The sequence below is a fragment of the Palleronia caenipelagi genome (assembly GCF_007004065.1).
Classification (GTDB): Bacteria; Pseudomonadota; Alphaproteobacteria; order Rhodobacterales; family Rhodobacteraceae; genus Palleronia; species Palleronia caenipelagi.
Genome location: NZ_VFSV01000006.1, coordinates 26,095 through 44,782, shown reverse-complemented (window position 1 = coordinate 44,782; position 18,688 = coordinate 26,095). Strand labels below are relative to the sequence as shown.

The window sequence follows — 18,688 nt, the reverse complement described above, 5'->3', positions numbered from 1 at the left end:
TGTAGAGAGTGACGGGCGCCCCGGGAAACCGGGGCGCTTTTTCTGTGTAGATCAGGTGTCGAGATTTTCGACGTTCAGCGCGTTGGACCGGATGAAGTCCCGGCGGGGCTCGACGACGTCGCCCATGAGCTTGGTAAAGATGTCATCGGCCTCGGCTACGTCATTGACCTTCACCTGCAACAGCGTCCGCGCTTCTGGATCCAGCGTTGTCTCCCAGAGCTGATCCGGATTCATCTCGCCCAAACCCTTGTAGCGCTGGAGTGTTAGGCCACGCTCACCTTCATCCATGATCGCCTTGACCAGATCCAAAGGTCCGTGGATGAGCTGCTCGCGCTCCTTGCGCACCAGTTTGGCCTCCTCGGCATAGATCCCCTGCAGCGCCTCGGTCTGCGCGCCGAGATGCCGGGCCTCGCTGGAACGCAGCACGGCGCCATCCAGCGTCCGCAACTCCTCCACCCCGCGCAGAACGCGCGACAGGCGGATGCCGTGATCCTGTGTGATCCGGCCGGACCAACCCTTTTCATACTCGGCAGCGATCTGGTCGAGCCGGTCTGCCACGCGGTCGGCGGCGCCTTGCAGATCCGCGTCCACCGCGCCGGGTTCAAATGCCCCCGCAATCGCAGCCTGTTCAAGAATCGTGTGCTGGTAATGGGTCGGGAACTGGCCGAGCACCCGCTTGACCGTGCGCGCCTCTTCGATGACCCGCAGCAGGTCATTGCCCGCGATCTCGTCGCCATTGTTTAGCCGCAGCACGGCACCATCCGCGCCCTGCTGGATCAGATAATCCTCAAGGCTGGCCTCGTCCTTCAGATACACTTCCGACTTGCCGCGCATCACTTTGAACAGCGGCGGCTGGGCGATGTACAGATACCCGCCCTCGATGATCTCCGGCATCTGGCGGAAGAAGAAGGTCAGCAGGAGCGTCCGGATATGGGCGCCGTCCACATCCGCGTCGGTCATGATGATGATCTTGTGGTAGCGCAATTTCGAGATGTCGAACTCGTCGCGTCCGATCCCGGTGCCGAACGCGGTGATCAGCGTGCCGATCTCCTGACTGGACAGCATCCGGTCGAACCGCGCGCGCTCTACGTTGAGGATTTTTCCCCGCAGTGGCAGCACCGCCTGATTGAACCGCGCGCGGCCCTGTTTTGCTGATCCACCTGCCGAGTCGCCCTCCACGAGGAAGACTTCACGCTGGGCGGGGTCCTTCACCTGACAATCGGCGAGTTTGCCGGGCAGGTTGGCCACGTCGAGGGACGACTTCTTGCGCGTCATTTCCCGCGCCTTGCGCGCCGCCTCGCGGGCCAAGGCGGCCTCGACGATCTTCGTCACAATGGTCCGCGCCTCGTTCGGGTTCTCCTCGAACCACTCCGAGAGCTTTTCGTTCATCAGCCCCTCGACCGCCGGGCGTACCTCGGAGGAGACGAGTTTGTCTTTGGTCTGGCTGGAGAATTTCGGGTCCGGCACCTTGACCGACAGCACCGCTGTCAGCCCCTCACGCGCGTCGTCGCCAGTGAAGTTCACCTTTTCCTTGCGGGCAATCCCGGACTGCCCGGCATAGAGGTTCAGCGTCCGCGTCAGCGCGCCGCGAAAGCCCGCCAGATGGGTGCCGCCATCCCGTTGGGGGATGTTGTTGGTAAAGGGCAGTACCATTTCGTTGTAGCTGTCGTTCCACCACATGGCGACTTCGACGGTGATCCCCTCACGCTCTCCGATGATAAAGATCGGTTCGTCGATCATCGCCGTTTTCGAGCGGTCCAGATATTTCACGAACTCCCGGACACCGCCCTCGTAGAAAAGCTCGGTTTCCACATACTCGGCATGGCGCTCGTCGCGCAGAATGATGCGGACTCCGGAATTCAGGAAAGCCAGCTCCCGCAAGCGGTTTTCCAGCGTCTTGAAGCTGTAATCGAGGTTCGAGAACGTGTCCGTCGAGGCGAGAAAGCGCACCTCCGTCCCAGTCTTGTCCGAGTCGCCCACGACCTCCAGATGCTTCGCCGTCTCGCCACGCTCGAAGCGTGCGACGTGCTCCTTGCCGTCGCGCCAGATGCGCAGGTCGAGCCAGTCCGACAGAGCGTTCACCACTGACACACCGACCCCGTGCAGACCGCCAGACACCTTATAGGAGTTGCTGTCAAATTTGCCGCCCGCATGGAGCTGGGTCATAATGACCTCGGCGGCGGACACACCCTCTTCCTCGTGGATGCCCACCGGAATTCCGCGCCCGTTATCGTGGACCGAGACGCTGTCATCGGCATGCAACGTCACCACAACGCGGTCGGCATGACCAGCCAGCGCCTCGTCGATGCCGTTATCGACCACCTCGTAAACCATGTGGTGCAGGCCGGAGCCGTCATCCGTGTCCCCGATATACATGCCGGGGCGCTTACGAACGGCCTCCAGGCCCTTGAGAACCTTGATGGAATCGGCGCCGTACTCTTCGCGCTTTGCGGTGCTGTCGGTCATGGTGTTCCGTTGCTTGTTCTTGTCCCCCGCTTCTACGGTCTGGTGGGGGAAATGTCACGCTGAACCCACCAGATATTGTGTCAGATAAAGGGGATTGCGAGCCCCACCGCGATCAGCAATCCGCCCGCGACGGTATTGGTCCGGCGGATGGCGGCGGGAGAGGACAGGAGCTTGCGCACCTGATCCACGCCGAGGGCCAGCAGGAGGTTGCCGCAGAACGGTACCAGGGCCGAAATCGCGCAGATTGCGAGGATGTCCCAGCGGGTCAGCGCCGTCAGATCGAAAAAGCCCGGCAACATGCCCGCGTAGAACAGGATCGCCTTGGGGTTACCGATGATCACCGCCAGTCCGGCGAGAAATCCGGCCCAGACGCCGGGCCGCGTCAGGCGGCTGTCACTGGCGATGGTTTCATCGCGGTTCTTCAGGATCAGCGCGCCCATCAGCAAAAAGACCCCGCACGCTACCCAGCGCAGAGCATCCAGAAACCCGCCATAGAGCGACAACACCCAGGATACGCCGAGGATCGCCAGCAGCGGCCAGAGCACGTCGCCGACGACCACCCCCAGCGCCAGCGGCCATGCCGCGTGGAACCCGCCCGAGAGCGACCGCGCCAGCATCGCTACCCAGACAGGACCGGGGGTGAGGAACAGCACAAACAACGCGACCGCGTAGAGCGACAGGTCGAGGGGCGAGAGGGTCATAGTTGGAGGTCCCTTGGAACGGCGCAGCTTTCACCGCCGGTTTCCGAAACTTCAACCCCTTGCGCGCGCGACCCCAGCTCCTCGAACAGCTCCCGTCCCGTTCCGGTCATCCAAGCCTGCGCACCAAGCCCCTCGATCTCGTCATACAGCGCCGCCCGCCGCCCCGCATCCAGATGGGCCGCCACCTCGTCGAGTAGTAGGATCGGAGCCTCCCCGGTTTCATCTCGCAGCGAACGCGCATTGGCGAGGATCAGCGAAATAAGCAGGGCCTTCTGCTCGCCGGTTGAGCACTGCGCCGCCGGGACGCCCTTCTCGCGATAGGTTGCCCGCAAATCCGCACGGTGCGGCCCGATCAGGGTCCGCCCGGCGGCCATGTCCCGCATTCGGCCCTCCGCCAGCGCCTCGGCCGATAACTCCGGCCCCTCCGCCTCGACAATCTCCAGCTCTGATACTGGAAAGCCCGTCTCCGCATCGTCCTGCGCCGCCCTAAGCCGCGTCACCGCCTCCTGACGCGCACCAGTAATCCGCGCCCCATCCTCAGCCAGCGTGACTTCCAGCGCCCGGTACCAGGCTGGATCGCGCACCTGATCCTTCAGGAGCCGGTTGCGCTCGCGCATCGCCTTCTCATAACGCAGCGATACTTCCGCATGCTCCGGGCGAAAGGACAGTGTCATCCGGTCCAGAAACCGCCGCCGCCCGTCGGCGCCCTCGATCCAGAGCCTGTCCATGCTCGGCACCAGCCACAACACCCGCACCAGCCGCCCCAGCGCCGCCTGTGGGACCAGCTTGCCGCTCATCCGCACCGTGCGCCCATGGTTCGGCTCGGCCCGGGTCTCTACCTCCTCGCCGAGCCCGCCCTGCGTCACCTCCGCCGCCACACGCCAACCCAGCGCTTCCGGTCGTCGCACCAGTTCCTCCGCCGCCGCGCGCCGAAGTCCCCGCCCGGGGGACAAGAGGGATACCGCCTCGATGAGATTGGTCTTGCCCGCCCCGTTCGGTCCCCAAATGGCCACAGGGCGACTGTCCACCTCCAGCACAGAACGTCTATGAGACCGGAAATGGCTGAGATCGAGACGCGTCAGATACACCCCCGCGCCCCCCTCTCTTTTTGTCTAAAAAATACCACGGGGAGTCTGCCCATCAGGGCAGGCGGGGCAGAGCCCCAGCCCAGGTCCGTCACACACGCATCGGCATCACGACATAAACCGCCGATGTGTCACTTCCCTCGCGCACCAAGGTCGGGTCGCCGGGGGAATTGAACAGAAACACCGCGTTTTCCCGATCCACCTGACCGGCGATCTCCAGCAGGTATTTGGCGTTAAAGCCGATCTCCAGAGGCTCGTCACCATAGGCGACTACCAGCTCCTCCTCGGCATTGCCCGAATCGGGCGCCTTGACCGAGAGGGTCAGCTTGTCTTCCTCGATCTGGAGCTTCACAGCGCGCGACCGCTCGGACGACACTGTGGCCACCCTGTCCACCGCATGGGCAAAGTCGCTCGCATCCACTTCGAGCTTACGGGTGTTATTGGCCGGGATCACCCGGTGATAATCCGGGAAGGTCCCGTCAATGACCTTCGTCGTCAGGGTAATATCCGGCGTGGCGAAGCGAATTTTGGTCTCCGACACCGACACCGCAATCTCTGCCTCGTCATCGTCGAGCAGTTTGCGCAGCTCGCCCACTGCCTTGCGGGGCACGATGACGCCTGGCATGGTTTCTGCGTTCTCCGGCAGACCTGCATCGATCCGCGCCAGACGGTGACCATCGGTGGCCACGCAGCGCAGCACGCGCCCGCTCTCGCCCTCGGCCACATGCATATAGACGCCGTTCAGATAATAGCGGGTCTCCTCGGTCGAGATGGCGAATTTGGATTTGTCAAACAGCCGCCGCAGCACGGGGGCAGGGGCGTTGAAATTCGCCTGATAGTCGCCGGTTTGCATGACCGGGAAATCCTGCCGCGGCAGGGTCGCGAGGTGAAAGCTTGACCGGCCCGCATGCACATCCAGCCGCCCGCTGGCCCCATCTTCGCTGAGGTTAACCAGCGCGCCATCGGGCAGTTTGCGGATGATCTCGTGAAACAGCACCGCGTTGACGGTGGTGGATCCGGCGCGCTCGACCTTGGCCGGTGCTTTGTCCACCACCTCGATATCGAGGTCGGTGGCCCGGAACTGTATCTCATCGCCATCGGCTTCAATCAGGACATTGGATAGGATCGGGATTGTGTTCCGGCGTTCCACAACGGATTGCGCGCGGGCCACCGCACGAAGCAATGCGTTCCGTTCGATGCTGACTTTCATTTCATCCTCCACCGCAGATCCGGGAGCGTCACGCTATCCGCATTCTCGGCGTGTTCAAGGGGGATTGGGCTGTTTTCTCCGGATCGGCCCGGTTCAAGACCAGCGCAGCGCTTTGCGCAGCAGATCCAGATCCTCGGATAAGGCCGAATCGGTGGCCGACAGCTTTTCGATCTGGCGGATGCCGTACATGATCGTTGTGTGATCCCTGCCGCCGAATTTGCGTGCGATCTCCGGCAGTGACCGGTCGGTCATCTCTTTGGCCAGATACATGGCCACCTGACGCGGACGGGCGTACACGCGATTGCGACGGGGGCCGATCAGATCGGCGAGCTTGATCCCGTAATGATCTGCCGTTTTGCGCTGGATCTCGTCGATCGTCGTGCGTCGATCCACGGTTTTCAGCATGTCACGCAGGCATTCCTGCGCCAGTTCCAGATCAACCTCCCTGTCGAGGAAGGAGGAATGGGCAAAGAGCTTGGTCAGCGCGCCTTCGAGTTCCCGCACATTGGACGAGATCTTGTGGGCGAGAAATTCCAGCACGCCATCGCCGATCCGGGCGCCGGGCCAGCGGTCGCCAAAGACCTCGACTTTGCGCTGCAGAATGCCCAGCCGCAGCTCGTAGCTGGTGGGGTGGATGTCGATGACAAGACCGGAGTTCAACCGGCTGACGATGCGCTTTTCCAGCCCGTCAATCTCCCCCGGAGCAGCGTCCGAGCTGAGGATAATCTGCTTCTTCTGTTCGACCAGCGAGTTGAACGTGTGGAAGAATTCCTCCTGCGTCGCATCCTTGCCAGCAATGAATTTCACGTCATCGACCATGAGCACGTCGATGGAGCGGAACATCTCCTTGAAGCCCATCATGTCCTTTTCGCGCAGCGCGCGGACGAAGCGGTACATGAAGTCTTCGGCGGAGACATAGACGATCTTGGCGTCGGGGCGGCGGTTGCGCAACTCCCAGCCAATGGCATGCATCAGGTGCGTTTTGCCAAGGCCTACACCACCATAAAGAAAGAGGGGATTAAAGCTCACCTCATCGCTATCCGCAACGCGGCGGGCCGCGGCGTGGGCCAGCTCGTTGGATTTGCCGACCACGAAAGTGTCAAAGGTGTAGAGCGGCTCCAGCGGCAGACCGTTCTCCTGCCCCATTCTGCTGCGGGCCGCAGGGCGGGCGGGCACGGGCTCCTGGGCCGTAGCTGGGGCGCTCTTCGGAGGGCGCGGGCTGCGATTGACGACGAAGCTCAGGCGGTCAACGGCCTCACCCATGGCGGCGACTTCGCGCAGAATGGCATCGCCGAAATAGCGCTCGACCCAATTTCCCATGAACTGCGATTGGACGTCGAACGTCAGGATGCCATCTTGAAGATCCCGGAAGCGTAGCGGTTCAATCCACGTGACATAGTTGTTCTGACCAACCTGCGTCTTTAGCCGATTCTGCGCCACACCCCAGATGTCGTCGGTCATTATCTCGCCCCATACCCCGTCGTGTTTGTCACATCAGAGCCTGCAAACTGACTCTGAACCTCCGCCGACCACGACGATGAAGCACACGGATACCATGTCGGCCAGGCGGTCGCCTGCCGAGTGAAAAACAAGAAATATCCCGGCATAAACGCCCGGGTGACTCCCTGCCAGCATGGTCTATACAGTGTGGCCGGATCGACTAATGCTTCGCCGCTTTAATCGTCGGAGCGGATATCAGAGTTCGTTTTTTAGCAGCCTTGTCTCTGATCCGCTCGGCCTCTTGTGCCCCATTTCGTGAATCGCCCTCGGACATTAGCGAGGGGGGGCGATCCGGCGCAACAGATCAAAGCGATTGACAAGGATCTTTCCCGCACGCGAATCTATGAGCCAAGTTATCAGCCCTGTTTCCGGGGGACACGGCGTGGTTTTCCAGCCACAAAAAAAGCGCGCCAGTGGCGCGCTTTGTCAGGCGATATTCAATCACCGATACGGTTAGCCGAGTGTTTTCACCCGAGCCGACAGGCGTGACATTTTGCGTGCAGCGGTGTTCTTGTGCATCACACCCTTGGTGACGCCGCGCATCAGTTCGGGCTGGGCGGCGCGGAGCGCGTCCTTGGCCGCAGCCGAATCGCCGGACGCGATGGCTTCCTCAACTTTGCGCAGATAGGTGCGAATGCGCGAACGGCGGGCTTTGTTTACGGCATAGCGACGCTCGTTCTGACGGGCGCGTTTCTTGGACTGGGGCGTATTTGCCATGGGATCTCTGCCTTTCGGGTCACATAGTATGTCTGTACGTGCGGAAGACCCGTCAGGCCCGGGTTCATTACCGGGACGATCCGGCCAGAGCGGGCCTCACACGCATGTTCGAGCGGTCGGATACAGCATCAAGCCGCGTTTGAAAAGGGGTCAGCGGTCGCGGAATTGGGCCTCGCGCTTGTCCAGGAAGGCGGCCATGCCTTCTTTCTGGTCCTCGGTTGCGAACATCCCGTGGAAGAGGTGCCGCTCATGGGCGAGGCCTTCGGTTAGGGAGGTTTCGAACGAGCGGTCCAGCGCTTCTTTCGCTGCCATCACGGCAATCTGGCTCTTTTCCGCGATCTTTTGCGCGGTACTCGTGGCTTCGTCCATGAGCTTCTTGGCCGGGACCACACGACTGATGAGCCCGGACCGCAGGGCCTCCTCGGCATCCATAAACCGGCCCGTCAGCGCCATATCCATGGCCTTGGCCTTGCCGATGGCGCGGGGCAGACGCTGGGTCCCGCCGATGCCGGGGATCACCCCAAGATTGATTTCAGGCAGACCAAACTTTGCGCTGTCGGCTGCGATGATGATGTCGCAGATCATCGCCAGTTCGCAGCCCCCGCCGAGCGCGTAGCCTGCGACAGCGGCGATGATCGGCTTGCGGCAATCCTCGATAACCTTCACCGAATCGGCAAAGAGGCCGCTGGTGAATACATCCACATAGGTCTTTTCGGCCATCTCACTGATATCGGCGCCTGCTGCAAAAGCCTTTTCAGAGCCGGTGACGACGATGCAGCGCACCTTTTCATTGGCTTCGGCTTCGCTCACGGCCTGCGCCAGTTCCGACAGCAACACGCTGTTCAGGGCATTCATGGCGTCAGGACGGTTAAGCCGGATCAGGGCGATGTGGTCCTCGATCTCGACGATGATGGTGTTATAGGCCATTTTCCGCTCTCGCAGGTTTCGGTCGAATTGACAGCCATAGCAGTCAGGCGCCGTGGTTCAAGCTATCTTTGGCATTGCGGACAATAGAAGCTGGAGCGTCCCGATTGAGTGATTCGACGAATCGTCCCGTCGCAGCCGGGTGACGGACAGGGCGCATCTTCGCGGCCATACACCCTAAAATTGTGCTGAAAATAGCCAAGCGCACCGTCTGCCTGACGGTAGTCGCGCAGAGAGGATCCGCCCGCCTCGATTGCCTCCGCCAGCGTCTCCCGAATCTCCGGAACGAGACGGCGCAGGCGGGCCTTGCTGATGTGACCGGCTTTGCGGAGAGGGGAAATCCCGGCGCGATGGAGCGCTTCGCAGACGTAGATGTTGCCCAGTCCTGCCACGATGCGCTGGTCAAGCAGGGCGGTTTTCACCGGGCTGCGGCGTCCGGCAAAGGCTGCGGTCAGGTAGGTCTCGTCGAATTGGTTCCCAAGCGGCTCTGGCCCCAGTTTCGCCAGCAGCCAATGGTCGTCTATCGCCGCGGTCGGCGTCAGGTCCATGGCCCCGAACCGTCGCGGGTCGTTGAAAGTCACCGTGGCTCCGCTGTCCAGATGCAGCACAACATGGTCATGGGCGGGCAGGGCGCCGTGGCTGTGGACGAACTCCGCCGTGGGCGCCGTATCCACCTGCATCCGGCCCGACATGCCCAGATGCACGATCAGTGTCTCGCCCGTGTCGAGATCGATCAGCAGGTATTTCGACCGCCTCCCCAGCCGCAGAATGCCCGCTCCGGTCAGCCGCTCGGCCATGCGCGGCGGAAACGGCCAGCGCAGATCGGGGCGTCTGACCTCGGCGCGGGTGATTCTGTTGCCGGTCATGGCAGGCTCAAGACCGCGACGAACAGTCTCGACTTCGGGTAATTCGGGCATTTCGGACCTCGGCTGCGCAGAGGCCGCATTGTATCGCCTCGCATGGGCTCTATAAGAAAGCCAACACAGCGCAGGATCGCAAGAGCACATGGCCAGTAAAGACGACGCAACCACCAGCTTCGGATTTCAGACCGTCCCCGAATCCGAGAAGGCGGGGCTCGTACATGGGGTCTTCTCCTCGGTCGCCTCGAAATATGACATCATGAATGATGTGATGAGCGTCGGCATCCACCGCGTCTGGAAGGACGCGATGATGGACTGGTTGGCACCGCGCCCGCACCAAAGGCTTCTTGATGTGGCGGGGGGAACGGGAGATGTGTCCTTCCGCTTCCTTAAACGCGCGCCGGGCTCCGAGGCGGTGGTGCTGGACCTGACCGAATCGATGCTGGTGGAGGGCCGCAAGCGCGCCGAGGCCGAAGACATGGCCGACCGCCTCGACTGGGTGGTGGGCGACGCGATGAAGCTGCCCTTTGAGGATAACAGCTTCGACACTTACACGATCAGCTTTGGCATCCGGAACGTGACGCGTATCCCAGATGCCCTGTCGGAGGCCTACCGGGTGCTGCGTCCCGGCGGGCGGCTGATGGTGCTGGAGTTTTCCCAGATCCCAAATGACATGCTGCAACGGCTATACGATCTCTATTCCTTCAACGTGATCCCGCGCATGGGGCAAGTGATAGCGGGGGATCGGGACAGCTACCAGTATCTGGTGGAATCGATCCGCAAGTTTCCCGATCAGGAGACATTCGCCGCGATGATCGAAACGGCAGGCTTTGGGCAGGTGAAATACCGCAACCTGTCCATGGGCATCGCCGCGCTCCATTCCGGCTGGAAGATCTGAGCGTTGCGGGGTCCCCATAACATCTGGCGCCTGATCCGCACCGGCGCCACGCTGGAGCGTACGGGCGCCATGACCGTGGTGCTTGATGCGTTCGAGGCGCCCAAGCCGCTGCGGATTGCCGCGCGAACGCTGGGCTGGCCGTTCAAGTGGCTGGGCTATAAGGGCGATCCGGCCATGCCGCCGGTGACCCGGGCGCTGACCGCGCTGGGTCCCGCCTATATCAAGTTCGGGCAAGTTCTATCGACCCGGCCCGACGTGGTGGGGCCGGAACTCGCCGGGCAGTTGAAGGTGTTGCAGGACAAGCTGCCGCCCTTTTCACGGGACGAAGCGCTGGCGGAGATCCGCAAGGAGCTGGGGGTTGATCCCGATGTGATCTTCGCGGAGTTTTCCGAACCCATTGCGGCGGCCTCCATCGCGCAGGTCCATCGCGCCCGGCTGGCCGATAGTGGCGAAGAGGTCGCGGTGAAGGTGCTGCGGCCCGGCATCGAACGCGCCTTTCGCAAGGATGTGGACGCGTTCTATCTAATCGCGCGGCTGGTCTCGGTCCTCGCACCCGCGGCCCGTCGGCTGAAGCCCATGGACGTGATCGACCATTTCAACGGTGTGACGCGGGCCGAACTGGATTTGCGGCTGGAGACCTCCTCCTGCGCGGAATTCGCCGCGAACACGGCGGATGACCAAGGCTTTCGCGTTCCTCAAGTGCACTGGTTCCTCTCGGCGCGGCGGGTGATGACGCTGGAATGGGCTGAGGGTATTCCCGCCAACGACCTCGCCATCATCGATGCCGCAGGGTTGAACCGCGCGGAGCTCGGCGACCGGGTGCTGCGGCTGTTCCTGCAACATGCGCTGCGGGACGGATTTTTCCACGCCGACATGCATCAGGGGAACCTGAAGATCGGGCGCAATGGCGACATCATTGCACTGGATTTCGGGATCATGGGACGGCTCGATGAGTACACGCGCCGGGTCTATGCGGAGATCCTGTTCGGTTTCATCCGCCGCGATTTCCGTCGCGTGGCTGAGGTGCATTTCGAAGCGGGCTATGTGCCGCCCGATCGCGATGTGGACGAATTTGCTCGTGCTTTGCGCTCGGTTGTGGAGCCGATTTTCGGTATGAATGCCACGCAGATCTCCATGGGACGGCTACTGAATTATCTGTTCGAAGTGACTGAGCGCTTTGGCATGGAGACACGGACCGAGCTGATCCTGTTGCAGCGCACCATGGTGGTGGTCGAGGGGGTGGCGCGCTCGCTGAACCCGCAGATCAACATCTGGGATACGGCGCAGCCGGTGGTGGCCGATTACATCAAGCAGAATGTTGGGCCGAAGGCGCTCCTCCGGGATCTGACGCGGACGGCGCGGGTGCTGTCCCGTTTTGGCCCGAAACTGCCGCAGATGGCGGAGCAGGCGCTGATCCGGGGCATCGAGCCCCGGACCGCGCCGCCGCATTCGCGGATGCATCCCTTGCTGGCCGCCGGTCTCGGAGCCGGGGCGATGGTCGTCGTGGCGGCTGTTGCTGGCGCGTTCTGACATCAGTCGGGTGAACTGGGTGTGACCTCTGATCCGGGGCGCGATTTCCAGCATAGAAATCGGATTGGAGGCTTTCAAAACTTCTCAGGGCCGCTCTGATTGAAGGGAACTGGCAAGACCACTTGCATCGAGGTTGTGTTAGCGCGACAACTCCGCGCGAAGCAGGAGGATCTCATGGGCGATACGCGCGCGAATGGCCGGTTCCGGTCGCAGGAATGGTTCGACAATCCAAATAATCCCGGAATGACCGCGCTCTATCTGGAGCGGTACCAGAACCAGACCTTCACCCGCGAAGAGTTGCAATCCGGGCGACCAATCATCGGGATCGCGCAGACCGGTTCGGACCTGGCGCCCTGCAACAAGATCCATGTCTTCCTGATGGACAGGATTAAGGCGGGCATCCGCGACGCGGGCGGGGTGCCGATGGAATTCCCGGTGCATCCTATTCAGGAGACCGGCAAGCGTCCCACGGCCGCGCTGGACCGCAACCTGCAATATCTGAGCCTTGTTGAAGTTCTGCATGGCTATCCGATCGACGCAGTCGTTCTGACCACAGGTTGCGACAAGACCACGCCGGCGCTCCTCATGGGGGCCGCTACGGTGGATATTCCGGCCATTGCGTTGAACGGCGGGCCTATGCTCGACGGCTGGTGGCAGGGGAAGCGCTCGGGCTCCGGGTCAATGATCTGGGAGAGCCGCCGGCTACTGGCCGAGGGCAAGATCGACTACGAGGAATTCATGCAGCGCGCCTGCTCTTCCTCGCCGTCGCTCGGCCATTGCAACACCATGGGTACCGCGTCGACCATGAACGCGATCGCCGAGGCTTTGGGTATGTCCTTGCCCGGTCAGGCGGCGATTCCGGCGCCCTTCCGCGAGCGGATGCAAGCCGCTTACGAGACGGGGCGTCGCATCGTAGAAATGGCCCATGAGGACCTGAAACCGTCTGATATCCTCACCCGCGAGGCCTTTGAGAATGCCATCGTCGTGAACACGGCCATCGGCGGCTCGACCAACGCGCCGCCGCATCTGGTGGCCATCGCGCGCCATGCCGGGGTGGACCTGACAACGCAGGATTTCCAGACCTACGGCTATGATGTGCCGTTGCTGGTGAACATGCAGCCCGCGGGCGAGTATCTGGGCGAGAGCTTTTTCAGAGCGGGCGGTGTGCCGGCGGTGATGGAAGAGTTGCGCCGTGCTGGGCGACTGCATGAAGGCGCGATGACCGCCTCGGGTAGAACCGTCGGAGAGAACATCTCCGGCCTCGGCAGTCTCGACACGGATGTGATCCGCCCCTTTGACCAGCCGATGCGGGAGCGGGCCGGGTTCCTCGTGCTCTCTGGCAACCTCTTTGACGAGGCCCTCATGAAAACCAGCGTGATCTCCGACGATTTCCGCCAGCGGTTCCTGAGGAACGGCAAGTTCGAGGCGCGGGCGGTGGTGTTCGAGGGGCCCGAGGATTATCATCACCGGATCAATGATGAGAGCCTCGGCATTGATGAGCACACAATCCTCTTTATCCGCAATGTGGGCTGCGTGGGCTATCCTGGCTCGGCCGAGGTGGTGAATATGCAGCCGCCGGATGCGGTGCTTATGGAGGGCATCCGCCATCTGCCGACCGTTGGTGACGGGCGGCAGTCCGGCACCTCCGAGAGCCCCTCGATCCTGAACGCCACGCCCGAGGCGGTTGTCGGCGGGGGGCTGGCGCTGTTGCAGACCGGCGACCGGGTGTGCCTCGATCTGGAGGCGGGAACGCTGAATGCGCTGGTCGAGGATGCTGAGTGGCAGGCCCGGCGCGCCGCCTGGCAGCGGCCGGAACTCACCCATCAGACCCCGTGGCAGGAGATCTATCGCCAGACCGTGGGGCAGCTCGGTCGGGGGGGCTGTCTGGAATTGGCCACAGCCTATCAGCGCATCTCAAAGGAACTGCCGCGGGACAACCACTGAGCGAGGCTTAGTCGTCCCAGCGTTCCCCCAGCCAGTCCCGCTGCCAGCGTCCGCCCAACAGATGCAGGTCAGCGTGCGGTCGCGTCGGCCTCGTGTCGCTGTTGAGGGCTTCGCCTGACATGAAAGACAGATCCCGCGATTCGACGGGACATTCCATATAGTTGCGGAACTGCAAAAGACTTTCGGGACGATCGGCGCGATGTATTGAGTGGGTCATGGGAAAATCTGTTGAATTTGGGAAATGGCCTGCGGCGTCTGCATGCGCTGACAGACGCATGAGGTCGCAGGTCCAGTTTTATGATTTTTTGAAGCGGACACCTCACACTCACCCCTTGGCCCTACAGGACATTCAGAGGTGCCACGATGTCTGGACCGGGTGTGCTATTGCGACAAAAAGGGACCGGCATATTTGCGGATGGGCACGTATCCGCACGGCTTCAGACATCGAAAACTGTACACGCTAAGCGAGATTGTGTCAAGATGTCGCACCCAAAGAGGGTGCGCGTCACTGTAAATCGCCAAAGGACTGCTGCAGTCGGGATACGGCCTCTGCGATCCGCGTGCGGGGAGTGCCGAGGTTAAAGCGCAGCCAGCTGTCGCCGCCGGTGCCGAAGGTCGGCCCGTGATTGGCGGCGATCCTGGCGCCTTGTTCGACGCGGGACGTGAACTCCATGCGCGGCATTCCGGTGCCGGAGAAATCAACCCACGCGAGATAAGTCGATTGCAGCGCCATGGAGCGCAGGCCGGGGATCTCGGCGATGCCTCGGTCGAACAGGCGCCGGTTGCCATCGAGATAGGTGACCAGCTCATCAACCCAAACCGCGCCTTCGGGAGAATAGGCGGCACGGATCATCTCCATTCCAAAGATATTGGGCGACAGGCCCAGCGCGGCCATGCGGCCCTTGATCCGATTGCGGAGGGTGTCATCGGCCACGATGACATTGCCGGTCTCGCCACCCGCGATGTTAAAGGTCTTTGACGCCGCGGTGAGCATGATCAGCCGGTCCGACAGGTCATCGAGCGCGGTCATCGGGATGTGAGTGTGGCCGGGGAAGACCAGATCGTGATGGATCTCATCGGAGATCAGGATCAGATCGTGCCTCCGTGCAAACTCTGCGACCTGCTCCAGTTCGTCGCGGCTCCAGACCCGCCCGCCGGGGTTGTGCGGGGAGCACCAGATCAGCATTTTCTCATTGCCGGTCAGGGCGGCTTCGGCGGCGTCCATGTCAAGGCGGTAGAGGCCAGTGGCGTCCTGTGCCAGTTCGACCTCGCGCAAATCTCGCCCGGCGGCCCGGATCACCCGGGCAAAGGCGTGATAGATCGGGGTGAACAGCACGATCCCGTCGCCCCGCGCGGTCAGCGCATCGAGGCACAGCCCGACCGCATTCACCAGCCCGTGGCTCGTCAGAATATGGGCCGGATCAACCTCCCAGCCGTGGCGCTCCGCCATCCACCAGGTGATCGCGTCATGATACGCCGCCTCGTCGCTTCCGTAGCCATAGACGCCGTGATCGACCATAGCCTGTAAGGCGCGCTGGACCGGATCGGGCGCCCGGAAATCCGTATCCGCGACCCACATGGAGAGACCATCCTCGGGTGAGACACCATAGAGGGCTTCCATCTTGTCCCATTTTACCGATCCCGTGCCGCGCCGGTCGATGATCTTGTCGAAATCCATGGCCAAACCTTCCCTCGTCTTGCCCTACCTTGCGCGAATGTCCGGACAGCGCAAGCGGTCCCCCATCCGCGCCGTTGCGAAGGCGCGACGGCTGCCTTAAATGGAGCGCATGTTACGCACGATCCTGATCCATCCCGATCCGCGGCTGAAGGCCCGGGCGGACGAAGTAGGTGCCCCGGATGATGAGATCCGGGCGCTGGCTGACGATATGCTTGAGACCATGTATGATGCGCCTGGCATCGGACTGGCCGCGCCGCAGATTGGCGTGATGAAGCGCATTCTGGTCATGGATTGCGTCAAGGACGAGACCGCTCCGCGCCAGCCCATGGTGCTGATTGACCCGGTGATTACTGGGCGGTCCGAAGAGACGAATGTCTATGAGGAAGGCTGCCTGTCGATCCCCGATCAGTACGCCGAGGTGACGCGGCCCCGTGAGGTCGATGTGACCTGGACCGATCTCGACGGCAACCCGCAGAGCCAGCATTTCGACGGACTCTGGGCGACTTGTGTGCAGCATGAGATCGACCACCTCGATGGCAAGCTGTTCATCGATTACCTCGGCCCGATGAAGCGGCAGATGATCACCCGGCGGATGCAGAAGCTGAAGCGCGAGCTGGCGCGGGCCTGAATCTTGCGGGCGCCTGATCCCGTTGGTGTGGCGGGATTGGGGTATTTTTGGACAAAAAGATGAAGCAGGGGGCGCCATGCGGATCGTGTTCATGGGAACGCCGGAGTTCTCGGTGCCGGCTCTGGAGGCCTTGATCGCCGCGGGGCACGAGATCGTTTGTGTCTACACCCAGCCGCCACGCCCTGCCGGGCGGGGCAAGAAGGAGCGCCCTTCGCCGGTCCAGCGCGCGGCCGAGGCGGTGGGGATTGCCGTGCGTCATCCGGTGTCGTTGCGCAATGATGCGGCGCAGGCGGAGTTCGCGGCGCTGGGAGCCGATGTGGTAGTCGTGGTGGCCTACGGGCTGATATTGCCCCAGGCGGTTCTCGATGCGCCGCGTTTTGGGTGTCTGAACATCCATGCGTCGCTGCTGCCGCGCTGGCGCGGGGCGGCACCGATCCATCGCGCGATCATGGCCGGAGATTCGGAAACAGGCGTCTGCATCATGCAGATGGAGGCGGGGCTGGACACCGGGCCGGTCCTGCGCCGGGCTGCCGTGGCCATCGGGGCGGAAGAGACCACAGGTGATCTCCATGACCGGCTCTCGGTTCTGGGCGCGTCCGAAGTGGTGGTGGCACTTGCAGAACTGGCGGATCTGGAGCCTGTGGCGCAGGCCGAAGAGGGCGTCACATACGCCGTCAAGATCGACAAGGCTGAGGCCCGGATCGACTGGGCGCGTCCGGCGACGGAGCTGGTGCGGCATATTCACGGCTTGTCGCCCTTTCCCGGTGCGTGGTGCCGGGCGGGGGATGTGCGGATGAAGATCCTGCGCGCCTCGCTGGCCGATGGCGCGGGAGCGCCGGGGCAGGTGTTGTCCGGGGCGCGGATTGCGTGCGGGGACGGAGCGTTGGAGCTGGTTGAGGTTCAGCTCGAAGGGCGTCGGGCGCAGCCGGTGGAGGCGGCGCTCCGGGGGTTTGATCTGCCGGAGCGGCTTGACTGAAATCAGCGGCGGAGCGCGCGCTTGAGATCGCGCAGGGAGAAGGCCCCGATCGCGTGGCCCCCACCGAAATAGGTGACGGCGGCGAGAAGGATCAGGGCGATCAGCGCGGGAATTGCGAAGGCCCCGGCAAAGAGCGGCTCCATCAGGCGCGCAGCGACCCAGACGACGGCGCCCATCAGGGCTGAGGCGGCGATAATTCGTGGGGTTCGACGGCGCATCTGCGTGTCGATCTGTGCCGCTTCGCCCATGCCACCGGTGCCTCTGATCAGCAAAAAGGCCATGCCCCAGCCTGCCAGCGTCGTCCCTAGAGCGGCGGCGAGGTAGCCGAAGACGGGGGCGAGGCCGATGGCGATCACCGCGTTGATGATCAGCGCTCCGAGAGCGTAGCGGAACGGGGTGCGGGTGTCTTCGCGGGCGAAATAGAGCGGCTGCCAGACCTTTTGCAGAACAAACGCGGGCAGGCCGAGCCCGTAGATCGCCAGAGCCAGAGCGGTAGCGCGTGTGTCGGCGGCGTCGAAGGCACCGCGCTCGAAGAGGGTGGCCACGAGCGGGCCCGGCACCACGAGGAAGGCCACGGCGGAGGGGACGGTCAGCATCAGGGCGAATTCGCCCGCGCGCGACAGGGCATGGCGGCTGCCCTCCACATCCTGGGTACGCAATTTGCGGGACAGGTCGGGCAGGAGTACCACGCCGATGGCGATTCCCACCACGCCGAGTGGCAGCTGATAGAGACGGTCGGCATAGCTAAGCCACGCGATCGCGCCGTCGAAAAAGCTCGCGACCTGTCGCCCAATCAGAAGGTTCACCTGCACGACGCCGCCCGAAAGCGCGGCGGGCAGGGCGATGATGGCGAGGCGTTTGAGATCCGGGGTCAGGCGGGGCATCCGGGGAATGAGCGGGAAACCGGCCCGTGCGGCGGCGATCCAGACGAGGCCCAGTTGCAGTACGCCGCCCACGGGGACCGTCCAGACCAGCGTCAGCCCCGGATCCCAGCCCGCCCAGCATCCCGCCGTCAGCGCGCCGATGATCGCGACATTCAGGAGTACGGGCGCGGCGGCTGCGGCGACAAAGCGGTCGGCGGCGTTGAGAACGCCCGACAGGAGCGCGGCGAGAGAAATGAGCAGGATATACGGAAAGCATATGCGCCCGTAGAGCACCGCGAGGTCGAATCGTTCATCTCCGGCAAAGCCGCTGGCCATGGCGAGAACGAGGAGCGGCATGGCGATTTGGGCGATCAGCGTGAATATGATCAGGATTCCCGCCAGCCCGGAAAACGCATCTCGGGCAAAGTCATGGGCATCTTCCTGTCCCGCCAGCTTCTTGGAGAAGAGCGGGATGAAGGCCATATTGAATGCGCCCTCGGCAAAGAACCGGCGGAACATGTTGGGCAGGGAGAAGGCGACGAAGAACGCTTCGGCCACCGGACCCGCGCCGACAAAGGCCGCGATCATGATGTCGCGGACGAATCCAAGGATCCGAGAGGCAAAGGTCCAGCCTCCGACGGTCAGAAATCGACTGATCAGGCTCTTTTGCTGTGCCATAGTGCTCCTTGTTCGCGCTAGTTTTGCTAT

The 18,688-nt window shown here is 62.8% G+C and carries 15 protein-coding genes; 5 read left to right on the top strand and 10 right to left on the bottom strand.

Annotation, left to right across the window (positions count from 1 at the left end):
* Positions 1-51: 51 nt before the first annotated feature.
* The 8 genes from gyrB to mutM form a co-directional block, all read right to left on the bottom strand.
* Positions 52-2,466 carry a DNA topoisomerase (ATP-hydrolyzing) subunit B gene (gene gyrB / locus FEV53_RS04800; protein ID WP_142833683.1) on the bottom strand — a complete coding sequence of 805 codons (2,415 nt, stop codon included), beginning with the start codon at positions 2,464-2,466 and terminating at the stop codon, positions 52-54.
* Between the two features lie 80 nt (positions 2,467-2,546).
* Positions 2,547-3,167 (bottom strand): LysE family translocator, encoded by a 621-nt coding sequence (locus tag FEV53_RS04795; RefSeq protein ID WP_142833682.1) that lies wholly within the window; start codon positions 3,165-3,167, stop codon positions 2,547-2,549.
* Positions 3,164-4,255 carry a DNA replication/repair protein RecF gene (recF, locus tag FEV53_RS04790; RefSeq protein ID WP_142833681.1) on the bottom strand — a complete coding sequence of 364 codons (1,092 nt, stop codon included), beginning with the start codon at positions 4,253-4,255 and terminating at the stop codon, positions 3,164-3,166. The genes FEV53_RS04795 and recF overlap by 4 nt, the downstream gene beginning before the upstream one ends.
* Before the next feature lie 88 nt (positions 4,256-4,343).
* On the bottom strand, positions 4,344-5,462 hold the full coding sequence (dnaN, locus tag FEV53_RS04785; protein ID WP_142833680.1) for a DNA polymerase III subunit beta: 1,119 nt from the start codon (positions 5,460-5,462) through the stop codon (positions 4,344-4,346).
* A 93-nt stretch (positions 5,463-5,555) separates the two neighbouring features.
* A complete protein-coding gene (gene dnaA / locus FEV53_RS04780) occupies positions 5,556-6,923 on the bottom strand; it encodes a chromosomal replication initiator protein DnaA (RefSeq protein ID WP_142833679.1) in 1,368 nt (455 codons plus the stop codon).
* A 492-nt stretch (positions 6,924-7,415) separates the two neighbouring features.
* Positions 7,416-7,679, bottom strand: a complete 264-nt coding sequence (rpsT, locus tag FEV53_RS04775) for a 30S ribosomal protein S20 (RefSeq protein ID WP_142833678.1) — start codon at positions 7,677-7,679, stop codon at positions 7,416-7,418.
* Between the two features lie 150 nt (positions 7,680-7,829).
* Positions 7,830-8,606: an enoyl-CoA hydratase gene (locus FEV53_RS04770; RefSeq protein ID WP_142833677.1), complete on the bottom strand. Its 777-nt coding sequence runs from the start codon at positions 8,604-8,606 to the stop codon at positions 7,830-7,832.
* A 62-nt stretch (positions 8,607-8,668) separates the two neighbouring features.
* Positions 8,669-9,520: a bifunctional DNA-formamidopyrimidine glycosylase/DNA-(apurinic or apyrimidinic site) lyase gene (mutM, locus tag FEV53_RS04765; RefSeq protein ID WP_142833676.1), complete on the bottom strand. Its 852-nt coding sequence runs from the start codon at positions 9,518-9,520 to the stop codon at positions 8,669-8,671.
* Between the two features lie 88 nt (positions 9,521-9,608).
* Here mutM and ubiE point away from each other — a divergent pair, with 88 nt between their 5' ends.
* The 3 genes from ubiE to FEV53_RS04750 all read left to right on the top strand — a co-directional run bounded on the left by ubiE (position 9,609) and on the right by FEV53_RS04750 (position 13,835).
* Positions 9,609-10,361 (top strand): bifunctional demethylmenaquinone methyltransferase/2-methoxy-6-polyprenyl-1,4-benzoquinol methylase UbiE, encoded by a 753-nt coding sequence (gene ubiE / locus FEV53_RS04760; RefSeq protein ID WP_142833675.1) that lies wholly within the window; start codon positions 9,609-9,611, stop codon positions 10,359-10,361.
* 3 nt (positions 10,362-10,364) lie between these two features.
* Entirely contained in the window at positions 10,365-11,891 is a 1,527-nt protein-coding gene (gene ubiB / locus FEV53_RS04755) for a 2-polyprenylphenol 6-hydroxylase (RefSeq protein ID WP_142833674.1), read from the top strand.
* 174 nt (positions 11,892-12,065) lie between these two features.
* Positions 12,066-13,835: an IlvD/Edd family dehydratase gene (locus tag FEV53_RS04750; RefSeq protein WP_142833673.1), complete on the top strand. Its 1,770-nt coding sequence runs from the start codon at positions 12,066-12,068 to the stop codon at positions 13,833-13,835.
* A 505-nt stretch (positions 13,836-14,340) separates the two neighbouring features.
* Here the strand turns inward: FEV53_RS04750 and FEV53_RS04745 are convergent.
* Positions 14,341-15,513 (bottom strand): MalY/PatB family protein, encoded by a 1,173-nt coding sequence (locus tag FEV53_RS04745; protein WP_142833672.1) that lies wholly within the window; start codon positions 15,511-15,513, stop codon positions 14,341-14,343.
* A gap of 109 nt (positions 15,514-15,622) precedes the next feature.
* On the opposite strand from FEV53_RS04745, the gene def reads away from it, so the two are divergent.
* Together def and fmt are read left to right on the top strand one after the other, a co-directional pair.
* Positions 15,623-16,141: a peptide deformylase gene (gene def, locus FEV53_RS04740; RefSeq protein WP_142833671.1), complete on the top strand. Its 519-nt coding sequence runs from the start codon at positions 15,623-15,625 to the stop codon at positions 16,139-16,141.
* A gap of 76 nt (positions 16,142-16,217) precedes the next feature.
* Positions 16,218-17,117 carry a methionyl-tRNA formyltransferase gene (gene fmt, locus FEV53_RS04735; protein ID WP_142833670.1) on the top strand — a complete coding sequence of 300 codons (900 nt, stop codon included), beginning with the start codon at positions 16,218-16,220 and terminating at the stop codon, positions 17,115-17,117.
* A 2-nt stretch (positions 17,118-17,119) separates the two neighbouring features.
* On the opposite strand, the gene murJ is transcribed toward fmt, so the two are convergent.
* On the bottom strand, positions 17,120-18,658 hold the full coding sequence (gene murJ / locus FEV53_RS04730) for a murein biosynthesis integral membrane protein MurJ (RefSeq protein WP_142833669.1): 1,539 nt from the start codon (positions 18,656-18,658) through the stop codon (positions 17,120-17,122).
* Between the last annotated feature and the right edge of the window lie 30 nt (positions 18,659-18,688).